This window comes from Alterirhizorhabdus solaris (assembly GCF_007785815.1).
Taxonomy (GTDB): domain Bacteria; phylum Pseudomonadota; class Alphaproteobacteria; order Sphingomonadales; family Sphingomonadaceae; genus Alterirhizorhabdus; species Alterirhizorhabdus solaris.
Window position 1 is genome coordinate 1 of record NZ_VNIM01000007.1, and the last position, 21185, is coordinate 21185.

23 protein-coding genes are annotated in these 21185 nt (G+C 70.5%); 12 read left to right on the forward strand and 11 right to left on the reverse strand.

All coding sequences use genetic code 11. The features are described from left to right. The 4 genes from FOY91_RS21530 to FOY91_RS03130 form a co-directional block, all read left to right on the forward strand. A partial coding sequence (locus tag FOY91_RS21530) for a hypothetical protein (protein WP_203234479.1) occupies window positions 1–799 on the forward strand: 799 nt, incomplete at its 5' end. Between the two features lie 112 nt (window positions 800–911). Then, window positions 912–2507, forward strand: a complete 1596-nt coding sequence (locus tag FOY91_RS03120; protein ID WP_203234480.1) for a GMC family oxidoreductase — start codon at window positions 912–914, stop codon at window positions 2505–2507. A 21-nt stretch (window positions 2508–2528) separates the two neighbouring features. Continuing rightward, on the forward strand, window positions 2529–3323 hold the full coding sequence (locus FOY91_RS03125; RefSeq protein ID WP_145148036.1) for an SDR family NAD(P)-dependent oxidoreductase: 795 nt from the start codon (window positions 2529–2531) through the stop codon (window positions 3321–3323). 90 nt (window positions 3324–3413) lie between these two features. Next, window positions 3414–4196: an IclR family transcriptional regulator gene (locus FOY91_RS03130; RefSeq protein ID WP_145148038.1), complete on the forward strand. Its 783-nt coding sequence runs from the start codon at window positions 3414–3416 to the stop codon at window positions 4194–4196. Here FOY91_RS03130 and FOY91_RS03135 read toward each other — a convergent pair. The 7 genes from FOY91_RS03135 to FOY91_RS03165 all read right to left on the reverse strand — a co-directional run bounded on the left by FOY91_RS03135 (window position 4193) and on the right by FOY91_RS03165 (window position 10307). Continuing rightward, window positions 4193–5068, reverse strand: coding sequence for an alpha/beta hydrolase fold domain-containing protein (locus FOY91_RS03135; protein ID WP_145148040.1), 876 nt, complete (start codon window positions 5066–5068; stop codon window positions 4193–4195). The two genes, FOY91_RS03130 and FOY91_RS03135, sit on opposite strands and share 4 nt — an antisense overlap. 3 nt (window positions 5069–5071) lie before the next feature. Then, entirely contained in the window at window positions 5072–5872 is an 801-nt protein-coding gene (locus FOY91_RS03140; RefSeq protein ID WP_162527108.1) for an SDR family NAD(P)-dependent oxidoreductase, read from the reverse strand. A gap of 75 nt (window positions 5873–5947) precedes the next feature. Next, a complete protein-coding gene (locus FOY91_RS03145; RefSeq protein WP_145148044.1) occupies window positions 5948–7123 on the reverse strand; it encodes an LLM class flavin-dependent oxidoreductase in 1176 nt (391 codons plus the stop codon). Window positions 7124–7244: 121 nt separating this feature from the next. Beyond that, window positions 7245–7637 carry a nuclear transport factor 2 family protein gene (locus tag FOY91_RS03150; protein ID WP_145148046.1) on the reverse strand — a complete coding sequence of 131 codons (393 nt, stop codon included), beginning with the start codon at window positions 7635–7637 and terminating at the stop codon, window positions 7245–7247. A gap of 9 nt (window positions 7638–7646) precedes the next feature. Further along, complete coding sequence (locus tag FOY91_RS03155) at window positions 7647–8858, reverse strand: CaiB/BaiF CoA transferase family protein (RefSeq protein WP_145148048.1); 1212 nt, start codon at window positions 8856–8858, stop codon at window positions 7647–7649. Then, window positions 8855–9961 carry an NAD-dependent epimerase/dehydratase family protein gene (locus FOY91_RS03160; RefSeq protein WP_145148050.1) on the reverse strand — a complete coding sequence of 369 codons (1107 nt, stop codon included), beginning with the start codon at window positions 9959–9961 and terminating at the stop codon, window positions 8855–8857. The genes FOY91_RS03155 and FOY91_RS03160 overlap by 4 nt, the downstream gene beginning before the upstream one ends. A gap of 10 nt (window positions 9962–9971) precedes the next feature. Further along, window positions 9972–10307: a hypothetical protein gene (locus tag FOY91_RS03165; RefSeq protein WP_145148052.1), complete on the reverse strand. Its 336-nt coding sequence runs from the start codon at window positions 10305–10307 to the stop codon at window positions 9972–9974. Between the two features lie 254 nt (window positions 10308–10561). Between FOY91_RS03165 and FOY91_RS03170 the strand changes: the two genes are divergently transcribed. The 4 genes from FOY91_RS03170 (at window position 10562) to FOY91_RS03185 (ending at window position 14627) form a co-directional block, all read left to right on the forward strand. Further along, window positions 10562–11359 (forward strand): TetR/AcrR family transcriptional regulator, encoded by a 798-nt coding sequence (locus FOY91_RS03170; RefSeq protein ID WP_145148054.1) that lies wholly within the window; start codon window positions 10562–10564, stop codon window positions 11357–11359. A 77-nt stretch (window positions 11360–11436) separates the two neighbouring features. Continuing rightward, window positions 11437–12486, forward strand: coding sequence for a phosphotransferase (locus tag FOY91_RS03175; RefSeq protein WP_145148056.1), 1050 nt, complete (start codon window positions 11437–11439; stop codon window positions 12484–12486). Window positions 12487–12572: 86 nt separating this feature from the next. Next, window positions 12573–13847, forward strand: coding sequence for a CaiB/BaiF CoA transferase family protein (locus FOY91_RS03180; RefSeq protein WP_145148058.1), 1275 nt, complete (start codon window positions 12573–12575; stop codon window positions 13845–13847). Window positions 13848–13862: 15 nt separating this feature from the next. After that, window positions 13863–14627, forward strand: a complete 765-nt coding sequence (locus tag FOY91_RS03185) for an SDR family NAD(P)-dependent oxidoreductase (RefSeq protein WP_145148060.1) — start codon at window positions 13863–13865, stop codon at window positions 14625–14627. 51 nt (window positions 14628–14678) lie between these two features. On the opposite strand, the gene FOY91_RS03190 is transcribed toward FOY91_RS03185, so the two are convergent. The 4 genes from FOY91_RS03190 to FOY91_RS22555 all read right to left on the reverse strand — a co-directional run bounded on the left by FOY91_RS03190 (window position 14679) and on the right by FOY91_RS22555 (window position 17391). Then, a complete protein-coding gene (locus tag FOY91_RS03190) occupies window positions 14679–15887 on the reverse strand; it encodes a thiolase family protein (protein ID WP_145148062.1) in 1209 nt (402 codons plus the stop codon). Then, a complete protein-coding gene (locus FOY91_RS03195) occupies window positions 15877–16350 on the reverse strand; it encodes a Zn-ribbon domain-containing OB-fold protein (RefSeq protein ID WP_145148064.1) in 474 nt (157 codons plus the stop codon). The genes FOY91_RS03190 and FOY91_RS03195 overlap by 11 nt, the downstream gene beginning before the upstream one ends. A 37-nt stretch (window positions 16351–16387) precedes the next feature. Further along, the gene (locus FOY91_RS03200; RefSeq protein WP_145148065.1) at window positions 16388–17149 is read right to left on the reverse strand and encodes an HpcH/HpaI aldolase family protein; all 762 of its coding nucleotides are present in this window, start codon (window positions 17147–17149) and stop codon (window positions 16388–16390) included. A gap of 116 nt (window positions 17150–17265) precedes the next feature. Beyond that, window positions 17266–17391, reverse strand: a complete 126-nt coding sequence (locus tag FOY91_RS22555; protein WP_275265928.1) for a hypothetical protein — start codon at window positions 17389–17391, stop codon at window positions 17266–17268. Window positions 17392–17409: 18 nt separating this feature from the next. Here FOY91_RS22555 and FOY91_RS03205 point away from each other — a divergent pair, with 18 nt between their 5' ends. From FOY91_RS03205 to FOY91_RS03220, 4 genes are all read left to right on the forward strand, one after another. Further along, window positions 17410–18390 carry an NADPH:quinone oxidoreductase family protein gene (locus tag FOY91_RS03205; protein WP_145148067.1) on the forward strand — a complete coding sequence of 327 codons (981 nt, stop codon included), beginning with the start codon at window positions 17410–17412 and terminating at the stop codon, window positions 18388–18390. Window positions 18391–18437: 47 nt separating this feature from the next. Further along, complete coding sequence (locus FOY91_RS03210; protein WP_145148069.1) at window positions 18438–18956, forward strand: cupin domain-containing protein; 519 nt, start codon at window positions 18438–18440, stop codon at window positions 18954–18956. A 56-nt stretch (window positions 18957–19012) separates the two neighbouring features. Continuing rightward, the gene (locus FOY91_RS03215; RefSeq protein WP_238995212.1) at window positions 19013–20467 is read left to right on the forward strand and encodes an acetyl-CoA acetyltransferase; all 1455 of its coding nucleotides are present in this window, start codon (window positions 19013–19015) and stop codon (window positions 20465–20467) included. Between the two features lie 233 nt (window positions 20468–20700). Continuing rightward, window positions 20701–20925, forward strand: coding sequence for a biotin/lipoyl-containing protein (locus FOY91_RS03220; protein ID WP_145148073.1), 225 nt, complete (start codon window positions 20701–20703; stop codon window positions 20923–20925). Window positions 20926–21185: the final 260 nt, after the last annotated feature.

Below are 21185 nucleotides of genomic sequence, written 5' to 3' on the forward strand. Positions count from 1 at the left end.
GCCCCGCCCGCCCCTGCCGTTCATCGACCTGTCGCAGGACAGCGTGTGGGTGTGCCGCACCGTGGCACCGTGCAACTGGTTGCAGGGGGTGGAGGGGACGATCGACTCGCTCCATGTCGGCACGCTCCACCAGAGCTGGATCGCGCGGCAATATGCGGCACGGTCGGGCGACGGCGGCGGGATCAACATGACGCTGGCCAGCCACCCGCGTTACGAGACCAGCGATACCGACTACGGCCTGCGCGCCGCCGCGCTGCGCACGCTGGAAGACGGCCGGCAATATGTGCGCGTCACCGAATATGTGATGCCGTTCGTCTCGCTCGTGCCCGGCGGGATGACGCGGCGCGCGGGCAGCATCTTCATCGCGGTGCCGATCGACAACGTCAGCCACATGCTGTTCTGGGGCCTGTGGCACGAGGACGGCGTGCCCGGCTTCATGGCGGCCGAGCAGGAACTGCGCGCCGAAAACCGCGACATCGACAATTACGTGATCGCCACGCCCGGCCCCGATGCGACATGGGGGCAGGATCGCGCGGCGATGGCGAACGGGCATTTCTCCGGCTTCGACAAGTGCCTGCTGGACGAGGACGTGATGGTGCAGGCCAGCATGGGGCCGATCGTCGATCGCTCGCAGGAGCATCTGTGCGCCAGCGACATCGGCATCGTCCGCGCGCGCCGGCGCCTGCTGCGCGAGCTGGCCGACTTCGCCGAGGATCGCGCGCCCGCACATCCCGCCGCCACCGTGCGCCCGATCGACACCGTGGAACCGGCCGAACAGCCGTGGCGCGAACCGGCGTAGCGCCGCGCGCCCGGTGCGCCTGCGGATTACGGCTGGTCACGCCCGCCACGCCCGCTAGGACTATCGCCCGGACGCCACCGTGGAACCGCGGGGCCATGCGAGAGGACCGTTCGTGACCATCGAAGACGCCGACTACGTGATCGCCGGTGGCGGCCGCGCCGGTTGCGTGCTGGCCAGCCGCCTCTCGGAGGATCCGGATTGCAAGGTGGTGCTGCTGGAGGCCGGCGGCGGCAGCGACATCTTCCGCGTGAAGATGCCCACGGGCGCCTATACCCTGCTCGGCAAGCCGAAATACGACTGGCTCTACATGACCGAGCCGGACCCCTCGCTGGGCGGGCGCGTGATGGCGTGGTCGGCGGGGCGGATGCTGGGTGGCGGATCGGCGATCAACGGGATGATGTACATCCGGGGCGCGCGCGCGGACTACGATGGCTGGGCGGCGGACGGCTGCACCGGCTGGACGTGGGACGAGGTGCAGCCCTACTTCCGCAAATCCGAAGGCTATACCGGCGCGCCGAGCCAGAGCCACTCGTCGCTGGGGCCGCTCGGCGTCTCCTTCCCGCGCGATATCCACCCGCTGAGCGAGGCGTTCGTCGATGCGTGCGAGGACTATGGCCTGCGCCGGATCGAGGATTACTGTGCCGGCGACATCGACGGCGCGTTCATCAGCCTCGTCACTCAGCGCGACGGCCAGCGATCGAGCGCGGCGCGCGCCTTCCTCGACGAGGCGGCGACACGCCCGAACCTGACCATCGTCACCGACGCGCTGGTCGACAAGGTGACGATCGAGGACGGCCGCGCGACCGGCGTGGTCTTCCGCCACGACGACGAGCCGCGCACGGTGCGCGCGCGCCGCGAGGTGATCCTGAGCGCGGGCACGATGCAGTCGCCGGCCGTGCTGATGCGATCGGGCATCGGCCCGGCCGCCGCGCTGCGCGCGCTGGGCATCGAGGTGCAGGTGGATGCGCCCGGAGTGGGGCAGAACCTTCAGGAACATGCCAGTTTCCACACCAGCTATTTCGTCGACGTGCCGACCTACAATTCGGTGCTCGGCCCGGTGAAGATGGTGGGCCATCTGCTTCGCTATGTCTTCGGCAGGCGCGGCGTGATGAGCGCGACGCCGGTCGAGGCGATGGCCTTCCTGCGCTCCCGCCCCGACCTGGCCGAGCCCGACATCAAGCTGCAGTTCGGCGCGATGTGCTTCGATGCGGCGAAGCGTCGCCCGCACGAGCGCCCCGGCGTGATCGTCTATGCCAATGTCGCCAAGCCGCGCAGCCGGGGCGAGATCCGCCTGCGGAGCAAGCATGCGGCGGACAGCCCGATCGTCGACCATCGCCTGCTGGGCGATCCGGAGGACATGGCCGCGCTGGTCCGCGGCGTGAAGATGGTGGACGAGATCTTCCACACGCCCGCGCTCGCTCCCCATCTGCGCGGCCAGAACATGCCGGCGCACAAGCCGAAGACCGACGCCGAGTGGGAGGATGCGATCCGCAAGACCAGCGGAATCGGCTACCATCCGGTCGGCACCTGCCGCATGGGCGGCGATGCCGGATCGGTGGTCGATCCCCACCTGCGCGTCCGCGGCGTCACCGGGCTGCGCGTGGTCGATGCGTCGATCATGCCGGTCATGCCGTCGGCCAACACCAATGCGCCCGCGATCATGATCGGCGAAAAGGGCGCGGACCTGATCCGGGCGGATGCCGCCTGATCGAAGCAAGGGAACCGAGCGATGCACGATGATCTGCTGAAGGCGTTCAGCCTGGAAGGGCGAGTCGCCGTCGTTACCGGCGCCGCATCCGGCATCGGCCGCGAGACCGCCTGCGTCCTTGCCGAAGCGGGCGCGCGGGTGATGCTCGCCGATGTCGACGAGAGCGGGCTGGCCGAGACGGCCCGGCTGGTCGAGGCGCGCGGCGGGGCGGCGACGGCCCGCCGCACCGATGTCGGCGACCGCGACGATATCGAGGCGCTGGCGACGGCGGCGGCGGGCGTGTCGATCTGGGTCAATGCCGCCGGCATCCTCGTCACCACGCCGATCATCGATGCGCCGACCGCCGAGACGGAGCGGCAGCTGGCGATCAACATGATGGGCACCTATTGGGCCTGCGCGGCGGCGGCGCGGGCGATGCGCGACGGCGGCAACGGCGGCGCGATCGTCAACCTGTCGTCCGCCGGGGCGGACATGCCCTCCCCCGGCCTCTCCGCTTATTCGATGGCCAAGGCGGCGGTGAACATGCTCACCCGCACCGCCGCCGTCGAGTTCGGGCCGCTGGGCATCCGCGTCAACGCGGTCGCGCCCGGCTTCATCGATACGCCGATGGTGACCTACCGCTTCCGCGACGCGGAAGGCGGGGTGGACGCGGCGAAGCGCGACGACGTGTTCCGCCAGCGCGCGCAAGGCTCACCGCTGGGGCTGACCGGCACGCCCCGCGATATCGCGCTCGCCATCCTCTACCTCGCTTCGGATGCGAGCCGTTTCGTGACGGGGCAGATCGTGCGGCCCAACGGCGGCGTGGTCATGCCCTGACCGGGCAAGGGCGACGATGGCGCCGCGGTCTGCCCGCCTGCCGTGTCGCACCGGAGCGGCCCATGCGCCCGCATCGAAAGGAAAGCGCGCATGCCCGAGCGGACGGGGATAACCGCACCGAGCCGGCCGGTACGGGTGACGCGGCCGGACCAGCGCCGCAGCCTCTCCCGTTCGGCGACCCGCGCGCTGGATGTGCTGGAGGTGTTCGGGCGCGAGCGCCGGCCGCTGCGCGCCATCGACGTCTCCCGCGCGCTCGACCTGCATCCCTCGACGACCAACCAGTTGCTCAAGACGATGGTGGGATCGGCGCACCTCACGTTCGAGGCGGGCACGCGCACCTACCTGCCCTCGCCCCGGCTCGCCCGCTTCGGCGCGTGGATGATGGAGGTGTTCGGCGGCGACGAGGCGCTGCGCCTGCTCGTTCGCGACATGCAGGCGGCGACCGGCGAAACCGTGACGCTGACGACGCCGAACGACCTGTCGATGCAGATCGTGGATTTCATCGATGCCACCTGCGCGCCGGCGGCGGAACGGGCCGAGCGCGGGCTGTGCGTCTCGATCTTCGGCTCGGCGATCGGCGCGGCCTATCTTTCCACCCTGCCCGATGCGGAAGTGCGAGGGCTGGCCCGTCGCGCGCGCATCGCCGATCGGGAGATCGAGGCCGTGATGGACGCGGTGCCGTACATTCGCCGGGCCGGCGTCGCGGATGCCGGCACGCTCGGCGGCACGATCTGGTCGGTCGCGGCACCACTGGCGCAGGCGCGCTTCCCGGCGCCGCTCGTGCTGGGGCTGGCCGGGCCGGCCGATCGCATCCGGCCACGGCTCGATACCTTGCGCGCCGCCATCCGCGAGGCGGCAGCGCGCCTGCCCTAGCCGGCCGCGACGATCCGGTCGACGAAGGCGCACAGCGCCTCGAAGGTCTCGGCGGCGCCCGGTGCCGCCAGGTCGCGGGTGACGGCGACATGGTCCATCCCCGCGACGACCTGCAACTCCACCGCGACGCCCGCCGCGCGCAGTGCCGCCGCGAACGACGTCGAATCGTCGAGCAATACCTCGCCGTCACCAACGTTCACCAGCGTCGGCGGAAAGCCCGCCGCCGGTGCGAACAGCGGCGAGCCCAGCGGATCGTTCGGATCAAGGCCCTGAAGATAGAGCCCGGCCGCCTCCTGCGCCGACTCAGCCGAGAACAAGGGATCGCTCGTGCCGTTCGCGGCGTAGCTGGCGCTCGATACGGTAAGATCCAGCCAGGGCGAGAACAGCATCAGCCCGGCCGGCGGCACCGCATCGGCCGTGGCCAGCGCCGCCGCCGCCGCCGCGACGCCGCCGCCGGCCGAATCCCCCGACAGGATCAGCGGCCCGTCCGCCGCCAGCGCCAGTGCCACCGCCCGTGCATCGTTGATGCCGGCGGGAAACGGATGTTCGGGCGCCAGCCGATAGGCCGGACACACCACCGTGACCCCGCAGCGTGCCGAGAGCGCGGCGGCGAACGGCGCCACCACCTCCGGTGCGCCGATGCGGAACGCGCCGCCGTGGACATGCAGCACCGTGCCCAGCGACACGCCATCGGGGGCGAAGCGCAGCGCGCGGACACCGCCGACACAGATTTCCTCCGGCAGGGGATCGGTGCGACCGAAGCCGGCCGCCACCGCCGCCGAAAGGCCCTGCCGGCGCGCCGCCAGATCGGCGGCTGCGGGTCGGCCCTCCCGCTCGGCGGGGAGCGGCGGCGGCGTGGACGTTGCGCGCATGGCTTACTCGCCGACGGTCTGCGGCTGCGGGTTGAAGAAGATGTTGGCGGCGAGGAAACCGCCGTCCACCGCCAGCGTCTGCCCGGTGACGTAGGATGCCATGTCCGACAGGAAGAAGGTGATCGCCTTGGCGATCTCGTCAACCGTGCCGCGCCGGTGCAGCGGCACGCGCTCCATCATCGCCGCCTCGCCCGCCTCGCCCGTGTGCGGGATGCGCGGCGTGATGATCGCGCCGGGCGCCACCACGTTGATGCGGATGCCGTTGGGCGACCATTCCGTCGCCATCGTCTTGACCAGGTTGATGAGTCCCGCCTTGGCCGCGCCATAGGAGCCGTGGTTCGGTGCCGAACGCACGCCGTCCACCGAGCTGACGCACACGATCGAGCCGGGCGCGCCGCGCCGGATCATGTGACGCGCCACCTCGCGCGCAGCGACGAAGAAGAAGCGCAGGTTGCGGTTGTGATCGAGATCCCACGTCTCGAGGTCGATATCGATCAGCGATCCCCACGCCGCCATGCCGATCACCGTCGCCATGCCGTCGAGCGGGCCGAACTCGCGCTCCACGCGGGCGATCTCGGCCGCGACCGCCGCATCGTCCAGAACGTTCAGCGCGAACGGGAAGGCGACGCCGCCGTCCGCGCGCACGTCCGCCGCCACCCGCTCGGCCCGTTCCAGTTCGAGATCGGCGATGGCCACCTCGCAGCCGAGGGAGGCGAGCAGGCGCACCGTCGCCTCCCCCATGCCGAGACCACCGCCCAGAACGAGAACGCGCTTGCCTTCCAGCCCGAAGATCGACTGCACCATATTATTCTCCATCGTGTCGGCGCGATTGTCCCGCCGGAAAGCCCGCCCGCCGCTGCGGGGGAAACGAAAATCCGGTCACCCGGCGGCGGCATGTTCCTCGGCGGCGCGAACGCCCGCCGTCAGCGAGGCGGCGGCGCGACTGGCACCGCGCCTGGCGAGTTCCGGGATCACATAGGTGCCGAGCAGCTCGATCGACTTCAGCACCGCCTCGTTGGGCAGGTAGCCGAAGTTGAGGTAGCACAGCAACTGATCGACGCCGATCGCCTCATACTTCAGGCACTTCTGCAGGCATTCGTCGGGCGTGCCGACGATCACCATGTCCTCCTGATCGAAGGTGGTCAGATCGAACTCGCCCCGCGCCTGCTTGTCGAGCAACGGGAACGCCGCCTTCTGCTGCTCTTCGGAAAGATGCGCGAACTCCCACTTCAGGTGGAATTCGGCCAGCCCCTTGTACCACCACCACATCGATTCCCAGACACGGTCGCGCTCGAAGCTGTCGCGTGATTCCGCGCAGTGGACCAGCGTGTAGATGCCCACCTTGTTGGTGGCGACGCCCGTGAGCGGCACGGCGGTTTCCTGCGCCTTGCGGTAGGCGGCGATCAGCGTCTCGAGCTTGCTCAACGGCTGCATGATGCTGAAGCACAGCAGACCGCAGGCATTCGCCCCGGCCAGCACCGCGCTCGATTCGGTCGACGCCGCCATCCACGACGGCGGATGTGGATCCTGCCACGGCTTCGGCGTCACCATGCGCGCGGGAAAGTCGAGGAACTCGCTGTGCTCCTCGTAATACTGCTCTTTCCACATGCCCACGACGGTGCGGGCGGCGGCCGCCATCTTCTCCTTGCTGCGCGCGATATCGACGTGGAACGCCTGCTGCTCCATCGGCGTCGAGCGGCCGAGGCCCCATTGCGCGCGCCCCTGCGACAGCACGTCGACCGTGGCGACCTTTTCCGCCACGCGGGCCGGATGGATGAACTCGTGCGGCATCAGCGACACGCCGAAGCCCAGCTTGATCCGCTTCGTGATCTGCGACAGCGCGCCCAGCACCACCTCGTTGGAGGGCATGTGCGAGCGGTTCTCGCGGAAATGATGCTCGACGCACCAGACGGTATCGAAGCCCATCTTGTCCGCCAGCACGATCTGCTCGATGCTTTCGCGGTACACGCGGCGCTCGGCCATGCGCTGGCCCTCGGGATGCTGGCCCTCCCACGGCTGCGGCGCATCGAATTCGTAGAGCAGGCCCAGGTCCATCTCTCTCTCCGTCCGGCTTATCGTTGTCGCGAGGGTATATCCTCCCGCCCGCCCCCGGCAAACGCATAAGCCCCGGCGCCGAAAATCCGTATATGCGTAGGCCGGTCGGCGGAGATGTCGCCTAGAAGCCCGGCGTCGCGAGCGTGCCCTCGCCCACCGGCAGCGCGCCGGCACGGTCGATATATTCGTCCAGCCGCGCGATCAGCCCGTTCTCGATCCGCACGACGATGCACACCGCCCACGCCTTGCGCTCGCCCGAGGGCAGGCGCAGCGCGAACATGTGCTGCTGGACGAAACCATCGGCGGTTGCCTGACGGCGGATGTCCCCCACGGTGCGCTCCTGCGAATGGGCGAACAGCGCTTCCCATGCCTGCGCCGCGGTCGCCACGTCCTGCGCGTCGCCGTCGAAGCTGTGCCACACGCGCGCATCGGGGGTGAAGCAGGCGCGGATCGTGTCCACGTCGCCTGTCGCGAACGCGTCGTACATCCGGTCGATCGGGTTGGTGGCGGTCATGTCGTTCTCCTAAATCACGCCCGCGTCGCGCAGGCCGGCGATATCGGTGTCGGTATAGCCAAGCTCGCCCAGTACCGCGTCGGTGTCGGCGCCCAGCGCCGGCGCGGTCGCGGCCTCGCGCAGGGCCGCGTCGCTGAACGCGATCGGGCTGCCGACGAGGCGCAGCGTGCCCAGCCCGGGATGCGCGACCTCGCGGATGTAGCCGCTCGCGTGCGCCTGCGGATCGGCCAGCACGTCCTGGTAGGAGGCGGCGGGCGTGGCCAGCACGCCGGCCGGCCCGAGTTCGGCCATCCAGTCCGCCGTCGTCCGCCCGGTGAATGCCCCGGCGATGATCGTGCGGAAGGCCTCGCCGTCGACGTTGCGGGTCTTGCCGGTCCACTGCGGATCGGCGGCCAGATCGGGCCGCGCGATGATCTCGCAGAAACGCGGCCACACCGCATCGGGAATGCTGGAGAGGACGAGCCAGCCATCGGCGGTGCGGAAGCCGCCCCACGCGCCGGTCATGTGCGGATGGGCGTGGCCCGCGCGGTGCGGCTCCCGCCCGGTGAGCGAAGCCTGGAACAGTTCCCAGTTCTCGTGCGCCAGCATCGTACCGTAGAGCGACACGTCGACGCGCTGCCCCCGCCCCGTGCGCCCACGTTGGACGAGCGCGGCCAGCACCGCCGTCACCAGCATGTGCGCGCCGCCGTAATCGGCGATGTTGGTGCCGGCGGGCAGCGGCGGATCGGGATCGTGGCCGGTCTTCGCCATCAGCCCGGAGGCGGCCTGCGCCAGCATGTCGCGCGAGGGATAATGCGTGCGCGGCCCCTGCGTGCCCCAGCCGGACGCGACCGCGTAGATCAGGCGCGGGAACCTTTCCTTCAGCGCGTCGTAGCCGAAGCCCAGCCGGTCGAGCACGCCGAGGCGGAAGTTGCTGACGAGCACGTCGGCGGTATCGAGCAGGCGCATCAGCGCATCACGCCCGCCCGCGCTCTTCAGGTCCAGCCCGACGCTGCGCTTGCCGCGATTGAAGATATAGAAATAATGGCGGAAATCGGCGAGCTCCGCCGGCGCGTCGGCCACCATCTTCGCCAGCGGGACCGAGCGCGAGGTATCGCCACCGACGCGGTTCTCCACCTTGATGACATCCGCCCCCATCTCCGAGAGCGTCAGCGCGGCATACGGCCCCTGGATCTCCAGCGCGAGTTCGACGACGCGGATACCGTCCAGCGGGCGGGTCATGCGGGTTCTCCAAAGGGGGGCAGCAGCCGGAGGTCGACCATGCGGCCGATCCAGTGGAGCAGGCTGGCCAGACTGTCGCGACACGGGGCGAACCCCGCCTGCCGCAGCTTGATCGTGCTGAGCAGCACCGGCACCGCTTTCTCCGCGATGCGGCTGCCGGCCAGCAGATCGACATAATGGTGCGACTGGCCGAGCAGCGCGGCAAGATCCGGCTCGCGCAGGCCATGCCGCGCCACCAGCCGCGCCCATGCCGCCTGCGTCTCGGCCGCCGCGAAGAAATCGACGAGCCGGGCGGGCTGCGGATCGACCGCCGGCAGCCCCAGCGCGGCGGCCAGATGCGGCCACGCATGGGCCGGCACCATCACGTCGCCGTTGGCGATGTTGAACGTCTCGCCCGCCGCCGCCGGTGATCCCGCCGCCCACTCGAACGCCTCGGCCAGCAGCCCGGTATCGACCAGTTCCCACACGGTGGTGGCGCCGCCCGGATAGGCGAACGGCCGGCCCAGTTCCCGGCACAGCGCGGCGAACGCGCCGATCGCCGCCACCGGGTTCATCGCCGCGCCCGGCGCCGCGCCCAGTAGCACCTGCGGCCGCCAGATCGTGAAGGCGAACCCCGCCTCCGCGGCGCGCGCCCGCAGATGGTCCTCGTGCCGCCAGTAGAAATTGGGGTGGTCGTCGCGCGGGCGATCCTCGCGTGCGGGCACCTCCACCGCATGGTGGTGCGCGCCATACGCCTTGGTGCCCTGCAGGATGCTGACGTGCGCGAGCGCGCCGGCGGCGGCGAGCGGATCGAGGATGTTGGCGAACATCGCGCCGTTCCGCTCGATCAGCGCCTCGTCGTACCAGCCGCCGACCAGCCCCGGCGCCTCCGCCACCGCCGCATAGACCAGATGGGTGACGGGGGGCAGTGCCGCGACCGCCGCCTCGCACGCGGCGCGGTCGTCCAGATCGAGCGCGAGGTGGCGGTACGCGGCATCGGGCGACGTCACCGGCGCGCGGCGCGACAGCGCGGTCACGCGCCAGCCGGCCCGCGCGAAATGCTCGACCGCCTCGGTGCCGATCACGCCGCTCGCGCCGGCCACCAGCAGATGCGGTTCCGTCATCGCCGCGCCCTCAATCTATCGCGGCGATCTGGGTGGCGATCACCTGCACCATCCCGCTCTTGTCGATGCTGTCCGTCGCCGGCATCCCGGCCGAACCGGAGAGCGACCGGATCGCCTCCATCGTGCCCGCCGGATCGTCGGTTTCCAGTTCGTACATGGTCATCAGCGACCATGTCGGCGCCTCCAGATCGTACACCTTCTGGACGACCGGCTCGAACAGGCGGGCGCTGACGACGCCCGGCTGGCGCCTGACGTCGGCCAGATGCTGATCGCGATACCAGCGGCGATATTCCTCGACCATGCCGGCTTTGGCCTGGCTCAGAATCACATAGTGGTAGCGCGCCATCACCCTCATCCCCGTCCGTTGTCGCGCGATATTCGCGAGCGCGCCCGATGATGCAACCCCACGCTGCCGCGCCTCGTGCGCCGGGCGCCGAAAGACGGACGACACGGCACATTCTGCCGTCAGCCGGAGAGACAAGGCACGACCGCCTTCCCCAAGGCCGCCGGGGCCGCTAGGTTTCCCCCCGCCGAGGGGATAAAGGCACTGCGGTGGCGATTGCGCATCGGCGAAACGCATGCACGAGACAGCGGGGACAAATGCGATCAACTGAAACGGACCCCGGCACCGGCAAGCCGCCGGCCCGCCTGCGGCGCCCCGCGGAAAAGGCGAAACCGAAACGGGTGAACCAGGCCGGCCGCCCGACCGCCGCCGAGCTGGAGCGTCGCAAGGGGCGCGTGATGGACGTGGCGACCGAGCTGTTCGTCCGCCGCGGTTATGCCGCGACGTCGCTGGTCGATATCGCCAAGGGCGCAGGCGTCGCCACCCGCACGCTCTACCAGCATTTCGGCGACAAGGAGGCGATGTTCCGCGAGGTGATCTTCGCGCGTGACATCGGCGCGGTCATCCCCCCGCCACGCCTGGAAGCCGACGACACGATCACCACCGTCCTGCGCCGCAGCGCGCGCTATGCGATCGACGTGTCGCTGCGCCAGCGATCGATCGACCTGATGCGGCTGATGGTCGCGGAGAGCCACCGCTTTCCCGAGTTCATGCAGAAGGTCGCGACCTCCATATTCATGCGTTTCCGCCGCAACATCGCCAAGGTGTTCGAGGCGGCGGCGGAGGCCGGGCTGATCGTCGATGGCGACCACACGCGCTCCGCCGAACTGTTCACCGACCTGATCCTCGGCAACACGCCGATCATGACCTATACCAACTGGGAAACCGCGCCGCCCACCGGCGAGGATCTCGACGAACGGGTCGACCTGTTCATCCGCGGGCGTTTCGGCGTGGATCCCGCAGCGGGCAAGGCGGCATCGTCGCGCGGCCGCAAACCGCGAAAGCACGCACCCGCGCCGCACACCGCCACCCTGCCGGTCGATACGGAGAACTGATCGATACGAACAACCGATCGCCGCCGACCCCCGCACGGCGCGCTGCGGCGCATCCCCCTTCATCAAGGAATATCGCGATGACCGATTTCAACCCCGCCCCCGCCACGCTCGACGACGTCGTCAGCCCCGCCTGGCTCGGCGCCATGCTGGGCACGCGCTGGCCAGGCGTCGAGGTGCGCGGGGTGGAGATCGTCGAGACGCTCGTCACGCAGGCCACCAAGGTGCGCCTCAAGCTGGATGTAGCGGGCGGCGGGGCCGACGTGCCGACGCGGATCTGCATCAAGGGCGTGCTGGTGGACAGCGGGGCGCACCCATCGGCCTCGATCGTCGAGACGCTGTTCTACCGCCATGCCGCCGAAACGCTGCCCGTCACCGTGCCGGGCTGCATCTACGCCAACCTCGATGCGACGGGCACGCGCGGCGTGACCGTGATGCACGACGTGATCGCGGCCGGCGCCACCTTCTGCTCGGCGCTGGTGCCCTTCACGCCGGACGAGGCGATCGACGGGCTGGAGCAACTCGCCCGCCTGCACGCGGCGGCATGGGAGGGCAGCGACGCCTACGCGCTGCCGTGGATCCCGCCGTTCCTCGACCGCATCGCCAGCGCGCCCATCATGGCGCCGGACGTGTTGCAGGGCCTGCTCGACGGCCCGCGCGGCGCGCCGTTGCCCGCCGCGATCCGCAGCGCCGACAGGCTCCAGCGCGGGCTGGTCGCGCTCGCCGCGCAGGTCCGCGACCAGCCGCGCTGCCTCGTCCACGGCGATGCCCATGCCGGAAACGTCTATCGCACCGCCGATGGCACGCTGGGCTTGGTCGACTGGCAGATCCTGCAGAAGGGCCACTGGGCGCAGGACGTCGCCTATCATCTCGCGGCCGTACTCTCGCCGGAGGATCGCCGCGCGCACGAGCGGCATCTGCTCGATCACTATCGCATCCGCCTCGCCGCGCTCGGCGGCCCGGCGCTCGATGCCGACGAGGCATGGGCAAGTTATCGCGCCGGCTTCGTCTACGGCTATTTCCTGTGGGCGATCACGCGCAAGGTGGAGCCGGTGCTGATCAACGAGTTCGTCCGCCGGCTCGGCCTGGCGGTGGACGATCTGGACAGTTTCGGCGTGCTCGGCATCTGATCCCGCGCGGGCCGGCGGCGGCGCGGGCGTGACAATGCCGCCGGCCCGTGGCATTCGCCTGCCCGAGAGGATGCGGGGAGGATCGCATGACGGACGACCGGATCGACCTGCCGCCGCTTGCGCGGACGGCGGCACGCGCCCCGCTGGACGGCATCCGCGTCGTCGATTTCACCCGCGTGCTGGCCGGTCCGTTCGGCACGCAGATCCTGGGTGATCTGGGCGCCGAGGTCATCAAGATCGAGAATCCGCAGTTCGGCGACGACACCCGCATGATCGGTCCGCAGGCGTCGCTGGGCGGCGAGGCGCCCTTCTTCATGTCGCTCAACCGCAGCAAGCAGAGCGTGGCGATCGACCTCAAGAGCGAGGCGGGCCGCGCGGTGGTGCTGGACCTGATCGGCACCGCCGACATCCTCGTCGAGAATTTCACCGCCTCGGTCATGCGCCGCTTCGCGCTGGATTATCCCAGCCTGCGGGAGCGTTTTCCGAAGCTGATCTACTGCTCGGTCTCGGGCTACGGCCGCACCGGGCGCAACGCGGATGCGCCGGGCTACGATTCTCCCGTGGGGGCCGAGGCGGGCGTGATGAGCCTCAACGCCTATGCCGGGACGGCGCCGGTGCTGGGCGGGCTGCCCTTCACCGACATCACCACCGCGCTCAACGCCGCGATCGGCATCCTCGCGGCGTTGCAGGCGCGCAACCACAGCGGCCTCGGCCAGTTCGTCGACGTGGCGATGTTCGATTCGGCGCTCGCCAACCTGTCGTTCCAGGGCGCCGAGTTCCTCGCGACCGGGCGCGAGCCGCGCCTGAACACCGAACAGGCCCCAAGCCCACGCGGCGTGTTCGAGACGGCGGACGGGCGGATCATCATCAGTTGCGGCAACGACAAGATGTTCCGCGCCTTCTGCACGGTCGCGGAAAGACCGGAGTGGCTGGACGATCCGCGCTTCGCCACGATGGCCGCGCGGATGGCGCATGGCGAGGAGATCCTGCCCGCGTTCCGCGCGCTGTTCGCGACCCGGCCGAGCGAGACCTGGGCGGCGCAGTGCAAGGCGGCGGGCATCCCCTGCGGCCCGGTGCGCACCACCGGGCAGGCGCTGATGTCCGATCAGGCGAGCGAGCGCGAGCTGGTGTTCGGCATGCCGCACCCCACCGCCGGGACGGCGCCGGGCATCGCCCAGCCGTTCCGCTTCAGCGAGACGCCGTGCCGCTACGGCGCGCCGCCGCTGCTCGGCGAGCATACCGGCGCGGTGCTGGCCTCGCTGCTCGGCTACGACGAGGCGCGTATCCGCGATCTGGCGGCGCAGGGCGCGATCGCGCTTGGCGACCAAACATCCGGCGACAGCGCCCGCGCGACCGCCTGACCAAGGAGTTTCACGATGGCCATGCTCTCCCCTGGTTCCGTCCTGCTCGTCACCGGCGCCACCGGCGGCATCGGGCTGGAGATCGCCGCGCAGGCGGCCGCCGAAGGGGCCACCGTGGCGGTGCACGGTTCCCGCGAGGAGACGGTGGCCGCCGCGATCGAGAAGCTGAAGGCGCGGACGCCGGATGCCCGGCTGATCGCCGTCCCGGGCGATTTCTGCGATCCCGATGCGCTCGACGCGGTCGTCGCCCGGGTGGTGGCGGAGGCGGGGCGGCTCGATGCCGTGGTTCACTGCGCGATCGCGGGCGCCGCCGATACGACCGGCGTGTTCCGCAAGACCAACCCGCGCAACTTCGGCCTGCTGGCGCAGAACGTGCTCGGCATCTTCGAGCATCTCTGCTTCGCCGCGCTGCCACATCTGGCCGTGCAGGGCGGCACGATCGTGACCTTCGCGTCGGATTCCGGTCGCTTCGCGGCGCCGCGCCAGTCGACGCTTGGCGGCGTGTTCGGCGGGATCATGGCGTTCGTGCGCAACCTGTCGATGGAGGTCTCGCGCGACAAGGTGCGGGTGCACTGCATCTCGCCGAGCTATGTCGCCGACACGCCCGTCTTCGACCGCCACGCCGCCGCGCTTGGTCGCGGCACCTCGGCGAGCGACCGCGCGGGACTGGGCCTGCCGACGCCGAAGGACATCGCACCGATGGTGCTGTTCCTGTGCGGCCCCGGCGCGGCGCGGATCACCGGCCAGATCATCAGCATCAACGGCGGGCTGAACGCCTGACGCATTGCGGGGCCGGCAAACCTGCCTGCCGGCCCCGCAACCGGCCTTGCTTCATCCCCGCTTGAGCAGCAGCGCACCGTAGCCGAAGCCGCCGTTGGAGACGGCGCACACCTTGGCGTCCGTCACCTGCCGGTCCCCGGCGCGGCCCCACAATTGCAGGCACGCCTCATAGGTATGGCCGTAGCCGTGCAGCCGCCCGGCCGAAAGCTGGCCGCCGCTGGTGTTGAGCGGCAGTTCGCCATCGAGGCCGATCCGCGTGCCGCCCTCGACGAACGCCGCCGCCTCGCCGCGCCCGCACAGCTTCATGCTTTCCAGCCACAGCAAGGTGAGGATCGAGAAACCGTCGTAGATCTGCGCGACATCGACATCGGCCGGCGTCAGGTCGGTGCGCGACCACAGCATCTCGCCGGCCTTGTCGGACGGGAAGGAGGTGAAATCGCCGACGTGCCGGCCGACCCCCAGCCCGCCCAGCGACATGCCCATCGATTCGATCTCGATCGGCGGCTGGGCCAGATCGCCCGCCACGTCCTTGTGCGACAGCAGGATCGCGGTGGAACCGTCGACCGGGATGTCGCAGTCGTACAGCCGCAGCGGCGTGGAGATCAGGCGGGAGGCGAGATAGTCCTCGATCGTCAGCGGCTTGTCGCGGAACACCGCCTTGGGGTTCAGCGCCGCCATCTTGCGCCCGTTGACCGCGATCGCGCCGAGCTGCGCCGAGGTCGCGCCGTATTTGTCGAAATAGGCCTGTGCGTAGAGCGCGTTGACCGTGATCGGCGAAATGGCGTTGAACGGCACGCTCCACGCCATGCCGCCGCCCACCCGGGCGCTGCCCTTGTTGCCGCCCATCAGATTGGCCTGCCCGGCGGACTGGTTGCTGCGCGCCGCCGCACTCGCCTGCGCCACCGTGCGGAAGATCAGGACGTGGCGGCACAGGCCCGAGGCGATCGCCTGGATCGCGCTGAATATCGCGCCCATGTGCGCGTGCCCTTCGGCCGACGCGCCCACCCACGTCGGTTCGAGGCCGAGCGCGATCATCGTTTCCGTGGCACCCACCGGCGAAAAGCCCTTGGGATCGGCGATCGGCCCCGGATAGGTGGTGATGCCGTCGATGTCGCTGGGCTTGAGGCCGGCTTCGGCGATCGCCTCGAGGCAGGCGTCCATCGTCAGCGCCAGCGCGGTCCGGCGCGAGGGGCGGCCGACCTCGGACTGGCCGATGCCGGTGATGCGGACCTGCTTTTCGGGATAGCGATCAATCGACATGGGTGGCCTCCGCCGGATGGAAGATCGGCAGGTAGACGTCTTCCTGCTGCTGGAAACCGACCTCGACCGGCATGCCGATACGCACGGCGTCGAGCGCGCAGCCCTCGATGTTTGTCAGCACGTACAGTTCGCGCTGCTCGGCCAGTTCCACCGCGGCGAAGACGAACGGCGTCGGCATGCCGGGCAGCCATTGCTGGATGTTGATCGTGTAGCTCGCCACCCGCCCCTTGCCCGAGACGGCCTTGGGCGCCACCGCCTCCGTGCCGCACTTCGGGCAACGCGGCAGCGGCGGGTGGATGTAGTAGTCGCAGGCGTCGCAGTGCGAGATGAGCAGCCGCCCTTCCGCCCCCGCCGACCAGAAGAACGCCGTCTCCGGCTCGATCTCCGGCAACTGGCGCGAAAACTGGATCGGGGCGCGCGGCGGTGGCGCCGTGCCGCCGTCCCTGGCTTCACCGTTCGTCATGCTTCCTCCTCGGCTTGGTTCCATCGGGCGCGGCCCGTTATCCGGCGGCGCCACGTTCCTCGATCCAGCGGCGCGCCTCGGCCACGTCGGCGGCGGCGCCCCGGCGGATATAGCCGGCATCCGCGCCGATCGTGATGAACTGCACGCCGCGATCCATCATCTCCCTGGCGTTGGCGGCACCCAGCGCCGCGCAGCCCGACACGACATCGTGCCGGCGGCAGGCGGCCACCACCTTGTCGATCGCGGCCTTCACCGCATCCGGCATCACCAGCGCCGCGCCGAGGCCCAGCGACAGCGCGAGATCGACCGGGCCGACGAACAGCCCGTCCACCCCCGGTGTGGCGGCGATGGCATCGACGTTGTCGATCGCCTCGGCCGTCTCGATCATGACCATGCACAACGGCTCCGTCGCGGTGCCCTCGGCGGTATAGGCGCTGCGCACCGGGCCGAACGAGCGGATGCCGTGCGGCGGATAACGCACCGCCTGCGCGGCGGGCCGCGCCTGCTCGGCCGTGGAAACCATCGGCACCACCACGCCGAGCGCGCCGAGATCCATCGCCCGCATGATCTGCATCGGATCGGTCCAGCCGACCCGCACCAGCCCGCGCGTGCCGCCGACGTCGAGCGCCTGGAACGCCGTGAGCAGATCGGCCCAGCCGATACCGCCATGCTGGGTATCGAGGATGACGAAATCGAACCCGGCCTTGCCCATCAGCTCGATCGATACCCCATCGGCGATCCCCGCCCATGCGCCGAACGCCGCGCCGTTATCGGCGATGGCCTTGCGAACCTTGTCCATGCCTCTCCCTTCCGTCACGCCCGCCCGGCGGACCGCGACGTCGCTGCCGTCGCGCCGCTTGGCACGCTCGTTATCCTGCTGTCGGGCATCGGGGTAGGCGCGCGGATCGCCGCCTGTCAATCGACGCGGCGCAAGGCTTGACGATCCACCCCGGCGCGGGAAAGACACAGCGCGATCCACGGCGATCCGCCGCCGTCCGGGCCATCATCGGGTGCCGCCATGTCCGAAAGCGTCTTCGCCATCCACGCCGGTGTCCGCCGATGCGCGCGCTGATCTGCGACGCATTCGGCCAGGTCGAGGCGCTGCGCCCCGGCGACCTGCCCGATCCGGTCGCGGATGCGGGCGAGGTGGTGGTCGCGGTGGCCTGCGCCGGCGCCGGCTTCGCCGATGCGCTGGTGGTGGAGGGCAAGCATGTCGCGCGGCCGCCGTTTCCGTTCGTGCCCGGCAGCGAGGCGGCGGGCACGGTGCTCGCCATCGGCCCCGGCGTGACGCGCACCCGGCCGGGCGAGCGGGTGATGGCGTTCGGCCCGCGCGGCGCCTTCGCCGAGCGGATGGTGGTGGCCGAGACGGGCGTGTTCCCCCTGCCCGCCGCCGTGCCGTTCGCCGCCGGCGCGGCCAGCCTGGTGAACTACGGCACCGCACTGCACGCACTGGCCGATCGCGCCGCGATCCGACCGGGTGAAACGCTGCTGGTGCTGGGTGCCGCGGGCAGCGTTGGGCTGGCGGCGGTCGAGATCGGCCGATTGCTCGGCGCACGCGTGATCGCCGCCGCCTCGACCCTGGAGAAGCGCGCGCTGGCGACCGCGAAGGGCGCCGACGTCGCGATCGACTATACCGGCGGCGACTTCCGCGAGACGCTGCGCACGGTGGTGCCGGACGGGATCGACGTGGTGTTCGATCCGGTCGGCGGCACACCCGGCGAGGTGGTGGCGCGCGCATTGCGCCACCGTGGCCGCCACCTCATCGTCGGTTTCGCCTCGGGCACGTCCCCGCGACTCGCGGCGAACCTGTATCTCGTCAAACAGGCCGATGCGCTGGGGGTGATGTGGGGCGAACGCCGCACGCTCGCCACGCAGGGCGCGAACATCGCGCGGATCGGGGGCTGGCTGGCCTCGGGCGATCTGGCGCCCGTCATCGGCGCGACGGCACCGCTGGCGGAGGGCGCCGGGCTGCTGCGCGCGATCCTCGACCGCACCATCGCGGGCAAGGCGGTGATCGCGGTCGACCGCGATCGGGCCTAGGCGGCACAATGCATCCTTGCTAGAGCATTCGGGAGAGGGAGAGGCACATGCCCGAAGCGACACAGCCCCGTGACGGTTTCACGATCTTCCGCGCAGCGGATGCGCCGGGCCTGATGGAGGCCGGCTGCATGGCGGTCGAGCCATTCTCGCCCGTGCAGCGCGCCGGCATGGATGCCGCGCTGGCGGCGGGGTTTCTGGAAGGCGACGAGGTCAAGGTCCTCGTCAACATTCCCGGTTTCAGCCTGACGCATGTCTGGTTCAAGAAGGGCTATCCGCTGCCGCTCCACAGCCATGATGCGGACTGCCTCTATTATATCATCGCCGGCGGCGTGCGGCTGGGCACCGAGGATCTGGGCGCGCGCGACAGCTTCTTCATCCCGGCGGGCGTGCCCTATACCTACCGGCCCGGGGAGAACGGCGTCGAGCTGCTCGAATTCCGGCAGGCCAACAACTTCAACTTCCTGAACCTCGCCAAGGGCGAAACCTTCTGGACGAAGGCGGCGGCCACCTGCGAGGCCAACCGCGCGGACTGGCGGACCGCCGAGCGCCCGACCCTCAACGCCTGATCGCCCGGACGAGCGCCATTTCCGACCCGACCCACATCGACTCCACCCGCCTGCCCGTGATCGTCGGCGTCGGCGAGGTGAACGACCGCCCGGCCGTGGCGGTGGACGGCCTCGATCCGGCCGGCCTGATGGCGGCGGCGCTTGCGGCGGCCGATGCCGATGCCGGCGGCGGCTGGCTGGCGCGTTGCGAGCGGCTGTCGATCGTGCCGCAGATCGGCTTTCCCGGCTTCGACGTTCCCGCCGCACTCGCCCGCGCCACCGGCATCGCGCACGATCGCATCGAGGAGACGGGGCTCGCCTCCGGCGACACCCCGATCCGGCTGCTCGATGAGGCGGCGGCGGCGATCCGCGCGGGGACGATCGAGGTGGCGGCGATCACCGGCGGCGAGGCGCTGCGTACCGCCGCCGCGCGCGCGAAGGCCGCGGGCGGCGGCGCGGGCCTGTTCGCGGGATCGGCGCAGAGCGCGGCGCCGCTGCGTCGCCGCTACGGGCTGATCGGGCCGAGCGACATCTACCCGCTGTACGAGAACGCCCTGCGCGCCGAGCTCGGCCAGACGCTGGCGGAGGCGCAGGTCGAGACGGGGCGGATCTGGTCGCTGATGTCGGAGGTGGCGACCCATGCCGACGGCGCCTGGCTGCACACCCCGCGCACCCCGGACGAGATCGCGACGCCCGATGCGGACAACCGGCCGATCGCCTTTCCCTACACCAAGCTGATGGTGGCCAACGCCTCGGTGAACCAAGGCGCGGCGATGATCGTGACGAGCCTTGCAGCGGCGCGCGCGGCCGGCATCGCCGAAGACCGGATCGTGCATGTCGGCGCAGGCGCGGGCGCCCACGAGTCGGAGGATCCTCTGGCCCGCGCGGGCTGGACGACCTCGCCGTCGATGCGCGCCTCGATCGAACGGGCGTTGGCGCTGAACGCGATCGGTGTCGATACGATCGACCTCGTCGAGCTGTATTCCTGCTTCCCGTGCGTGCCCAAGATGGCCCGCCGCCTGCTCGGCTGGCCGCTGGATCGCCCGATCACCGTTCACGGCGGGCTGACCTTCGGCGGCGGCCCGATCGGCAACTATATGGGCCACGCGGTCGCAGCGATGGTGCGGAGGATCCGAGGCGGCGCGCGCAACGGCTTTCTGTTCGCGAACGGCGGCCACTGCTCGCACAACCACAGCCTGCTCCTCACCCGGGAGGCGCCCGTCACTCCGCTGCCGGCGCCCGGCGATACGCAGGCGGAGGCGGATGCGCAGCGTGGCCCGATCCCGCCGCTGACCGATGCGATCGAGGGCGCCCTGCCGGTGGAGACCTATACCGTGGTGTACGATCGCACCGGCGCCCCCGCCTACGGCGTCGTGCTGTCGCGCGCACCCACCGGCGAACGGGTCGTCGCGCGCGTGCTGCCGGACGACGCGGTCTCGATCGCCTGGCTTACCGACGGCGCGGTGGAGCCGGTCGGGCGGATGGGGATCAACCGTCGCGAGGGCGACCTGCTCGTCTGGCGGGCGGCATGAGCGGCGACGCCTGCCACGCCACGCGGCGCAGCGCCTTGCACCGCGCCGGTGCCTCGGCGATATTCACGGATCGCGACCCCGGCCGTGCCGGCGCGGGGCGGCGGTTCGGGCGACTCGGCGTACCCGCCGCGGTGCGTTCGGCCCGGACGGGCGGATGGTGCGTGCTACCCCCGGCGACATGGCCACCGCGCCGGTCGCCGTTTTCTGATCCCTTGAGAGCGAGAGTATAAACGATGGACATCCTTCTTCCCAAGATCGGCTTCTCGATGACCGAGGGCGTGTTGAGCGAGTGGCTGGTCGAGGACGGCGCGACCGTCAGCGAAGGTCAGCCGCTGTTCTCGATCGAGACCGACAAGTCGACCAACGAAGTCGAGGCGCCGGCCTCCGGCAAGCTGAGCATCAGCGGCACCCCCGGCGAAACCTACGAAGTCGGCGCGGTGATCGGCAGCATCAGCTGATCGCCCCGCCGGAGCCGCGCCTCGCCATTCCGGCAACGGTGCGGCGAGGCGCGCTCCGGTCCCCATCTCACCGTACCGGAGGGATGGGGAAAGGCCTTGAGTGATCGGGCCGCGACGGGCGGCGGGCGCGATCGAATGAACTGGCCGTATTGCATTAATGTGCCCGATGGCTATTGCTGGCGCTGGCGGCAATAAGCCGACGCGACATCGTGGCGACCGCGGTCGTCAACGGCGCTCGCGGAGGGGATGGCCGGCAGAGA

Excerpts from the sequence above, each read along its gene's own strand:
- FOY91_RS03125 (WP_145148036.1), top strand. The coding sequence starts at position 2,529 with ATGCACGATGATCTGCTGAAGGCGTTCAGCCTGGAAGGGCGAGTCGCC.
- FOY91_RS03130 (WP_145148038.1), top strand. The coding sequence starts at position 3,414 with ATGCCCGAGCGGACGGGGATAACCGCACCGAGCCGGCCGGTACGGGTG.
- FOY91_RS03135 (WP_145148040.1), bottom strand. The coding sequence starts at position 5,068 with ATGCGCGCAACGTCCACGCCGCCGCCGCTCCCCGCCGAGCGGGAGGGC.
- FOY91_RS03140 (WP_162527108.1), bottom strand. The coding sequence starts at position 5,872 with ATGGTGCAGTCGATCTTCGGGCTGGAAGGCAAGCGCGTTCTCGTTCTG.
- FOY91_RS03145 (WP_145148044.1), bottom strand. The coding sequence starts at position 7,123 with ATGGACCTGGGCCTGCTCTACGAATTCGATGCGCCGCAGCCGTGGGAG.
- FOY91_RS03150 (WP_145148046.1), bottom strand. The coding sequence starts at position 7,637 with ATGACCGCCACCAACCCGATCGACCGGATGTACGACGCGTTCGCGACA.
- FOY91_RS03155 (WP_145148048.1), bottom strand. The coding sequence starts at position 8,858 with ATGACCCGCCCGCTGGACGGTATCCGCGTCGTCGAACTCGCGCTGGAG.
- FOY91_RS03160 (WP_145148050.1), bottom strand. The coding sequence starts at position 9,961 with ATGACGGAACCGCATCTGCTGGTGGCCGGCGCGAGCGGCGTGATCGGC.
- FOY91_RS03165 (WP_145148052.1), bottom strand. The coding sequence starts at position 10,307 with ATGGCGCGCTACCACTATGTGATTCTGAGCCAGGCCAAAGCCGGCATG.
- FOY91_RS03170 (WP_145148054.1), top strand. The coding sequence starts at position 10,562 with ATGCGATCAACTGAAACGGACCCCGGCACCGGCAAGCCGCCGGCCCGC.
- FOY91_RS03175 (WP_145148056.1), top strand. The coding sequence starts at position 11,437 with ATGACCGATTTCAACCCCGCCCCCGCCACGCTCGACGACGTCGTCAGC.
- FOY91_RS03180 (WP_145148058.1), top strand. The coding sequence starts at position 12,573 with ATGACGGACGACCGGATCGACCTGCCGCCGCTTGCGCGGACGGCGGCA.
- FOY91_RS03185 (WP_145148060.1), top strand. The coding sequence starts at position 13,863 with ATGGCCATGCTCTCCCCTGGTTCCGTCCTGCTCGTCACCGGCGCCACC.
- FOY91_RS03190 (WP_145148062.1), bottom strand. The coding sequence starts at position 15,887 with ATGTCGATTGATCGCTATCCCGAAAAGCAGGTCCGCATCACCGGCATC.
- FOY91_RS03195 (WP_145148064.1), bottom strand. The coding sequence starts at position 16,350 with ATGACGAACGGTGAAGCCAGGGACGGCGGCACGGCGCCACCGCCGCGC.
- FOY91_RS03200 (WP_145148065.1), bottom strand. The coding sequence starts at position 17,149 with ATGGACAAGGTTCGCAAGGCCATCGCCGATAACGGCGCGGCGTTCGGC.
- FOY91_RS22555 (WP_275265928.1), bottom strand. The coding sequence starts at position 17,391 with ATGGCGAAGACGCTTTCGGACATGGCGGCACCCGATGATGGCCCGGAC.
- FOY91_RS03205 (WP_145148067.1), top strand. The coding sequence starts at position 17,410 with ATGCGCGCGCTGATCTGCGACGCATTCGGCCAGGTCGAGGCGCTGCGC.
- FOY91_RS03210 (WP_145148069.1), top strand. The coding sequence starts at position 18,438 with ATGCCCGAAGCGACACAGCCCCGTGACGGTTTCACGATCTTCCGCGCA.
- FOY91_RS03220 (WP_145148073.1), top strand. The coding sequence starts at position 20,701 with ATGGACATCCTTCTTCCCAAGATCGGCTTCTCGATGACCGAGGGCGTG.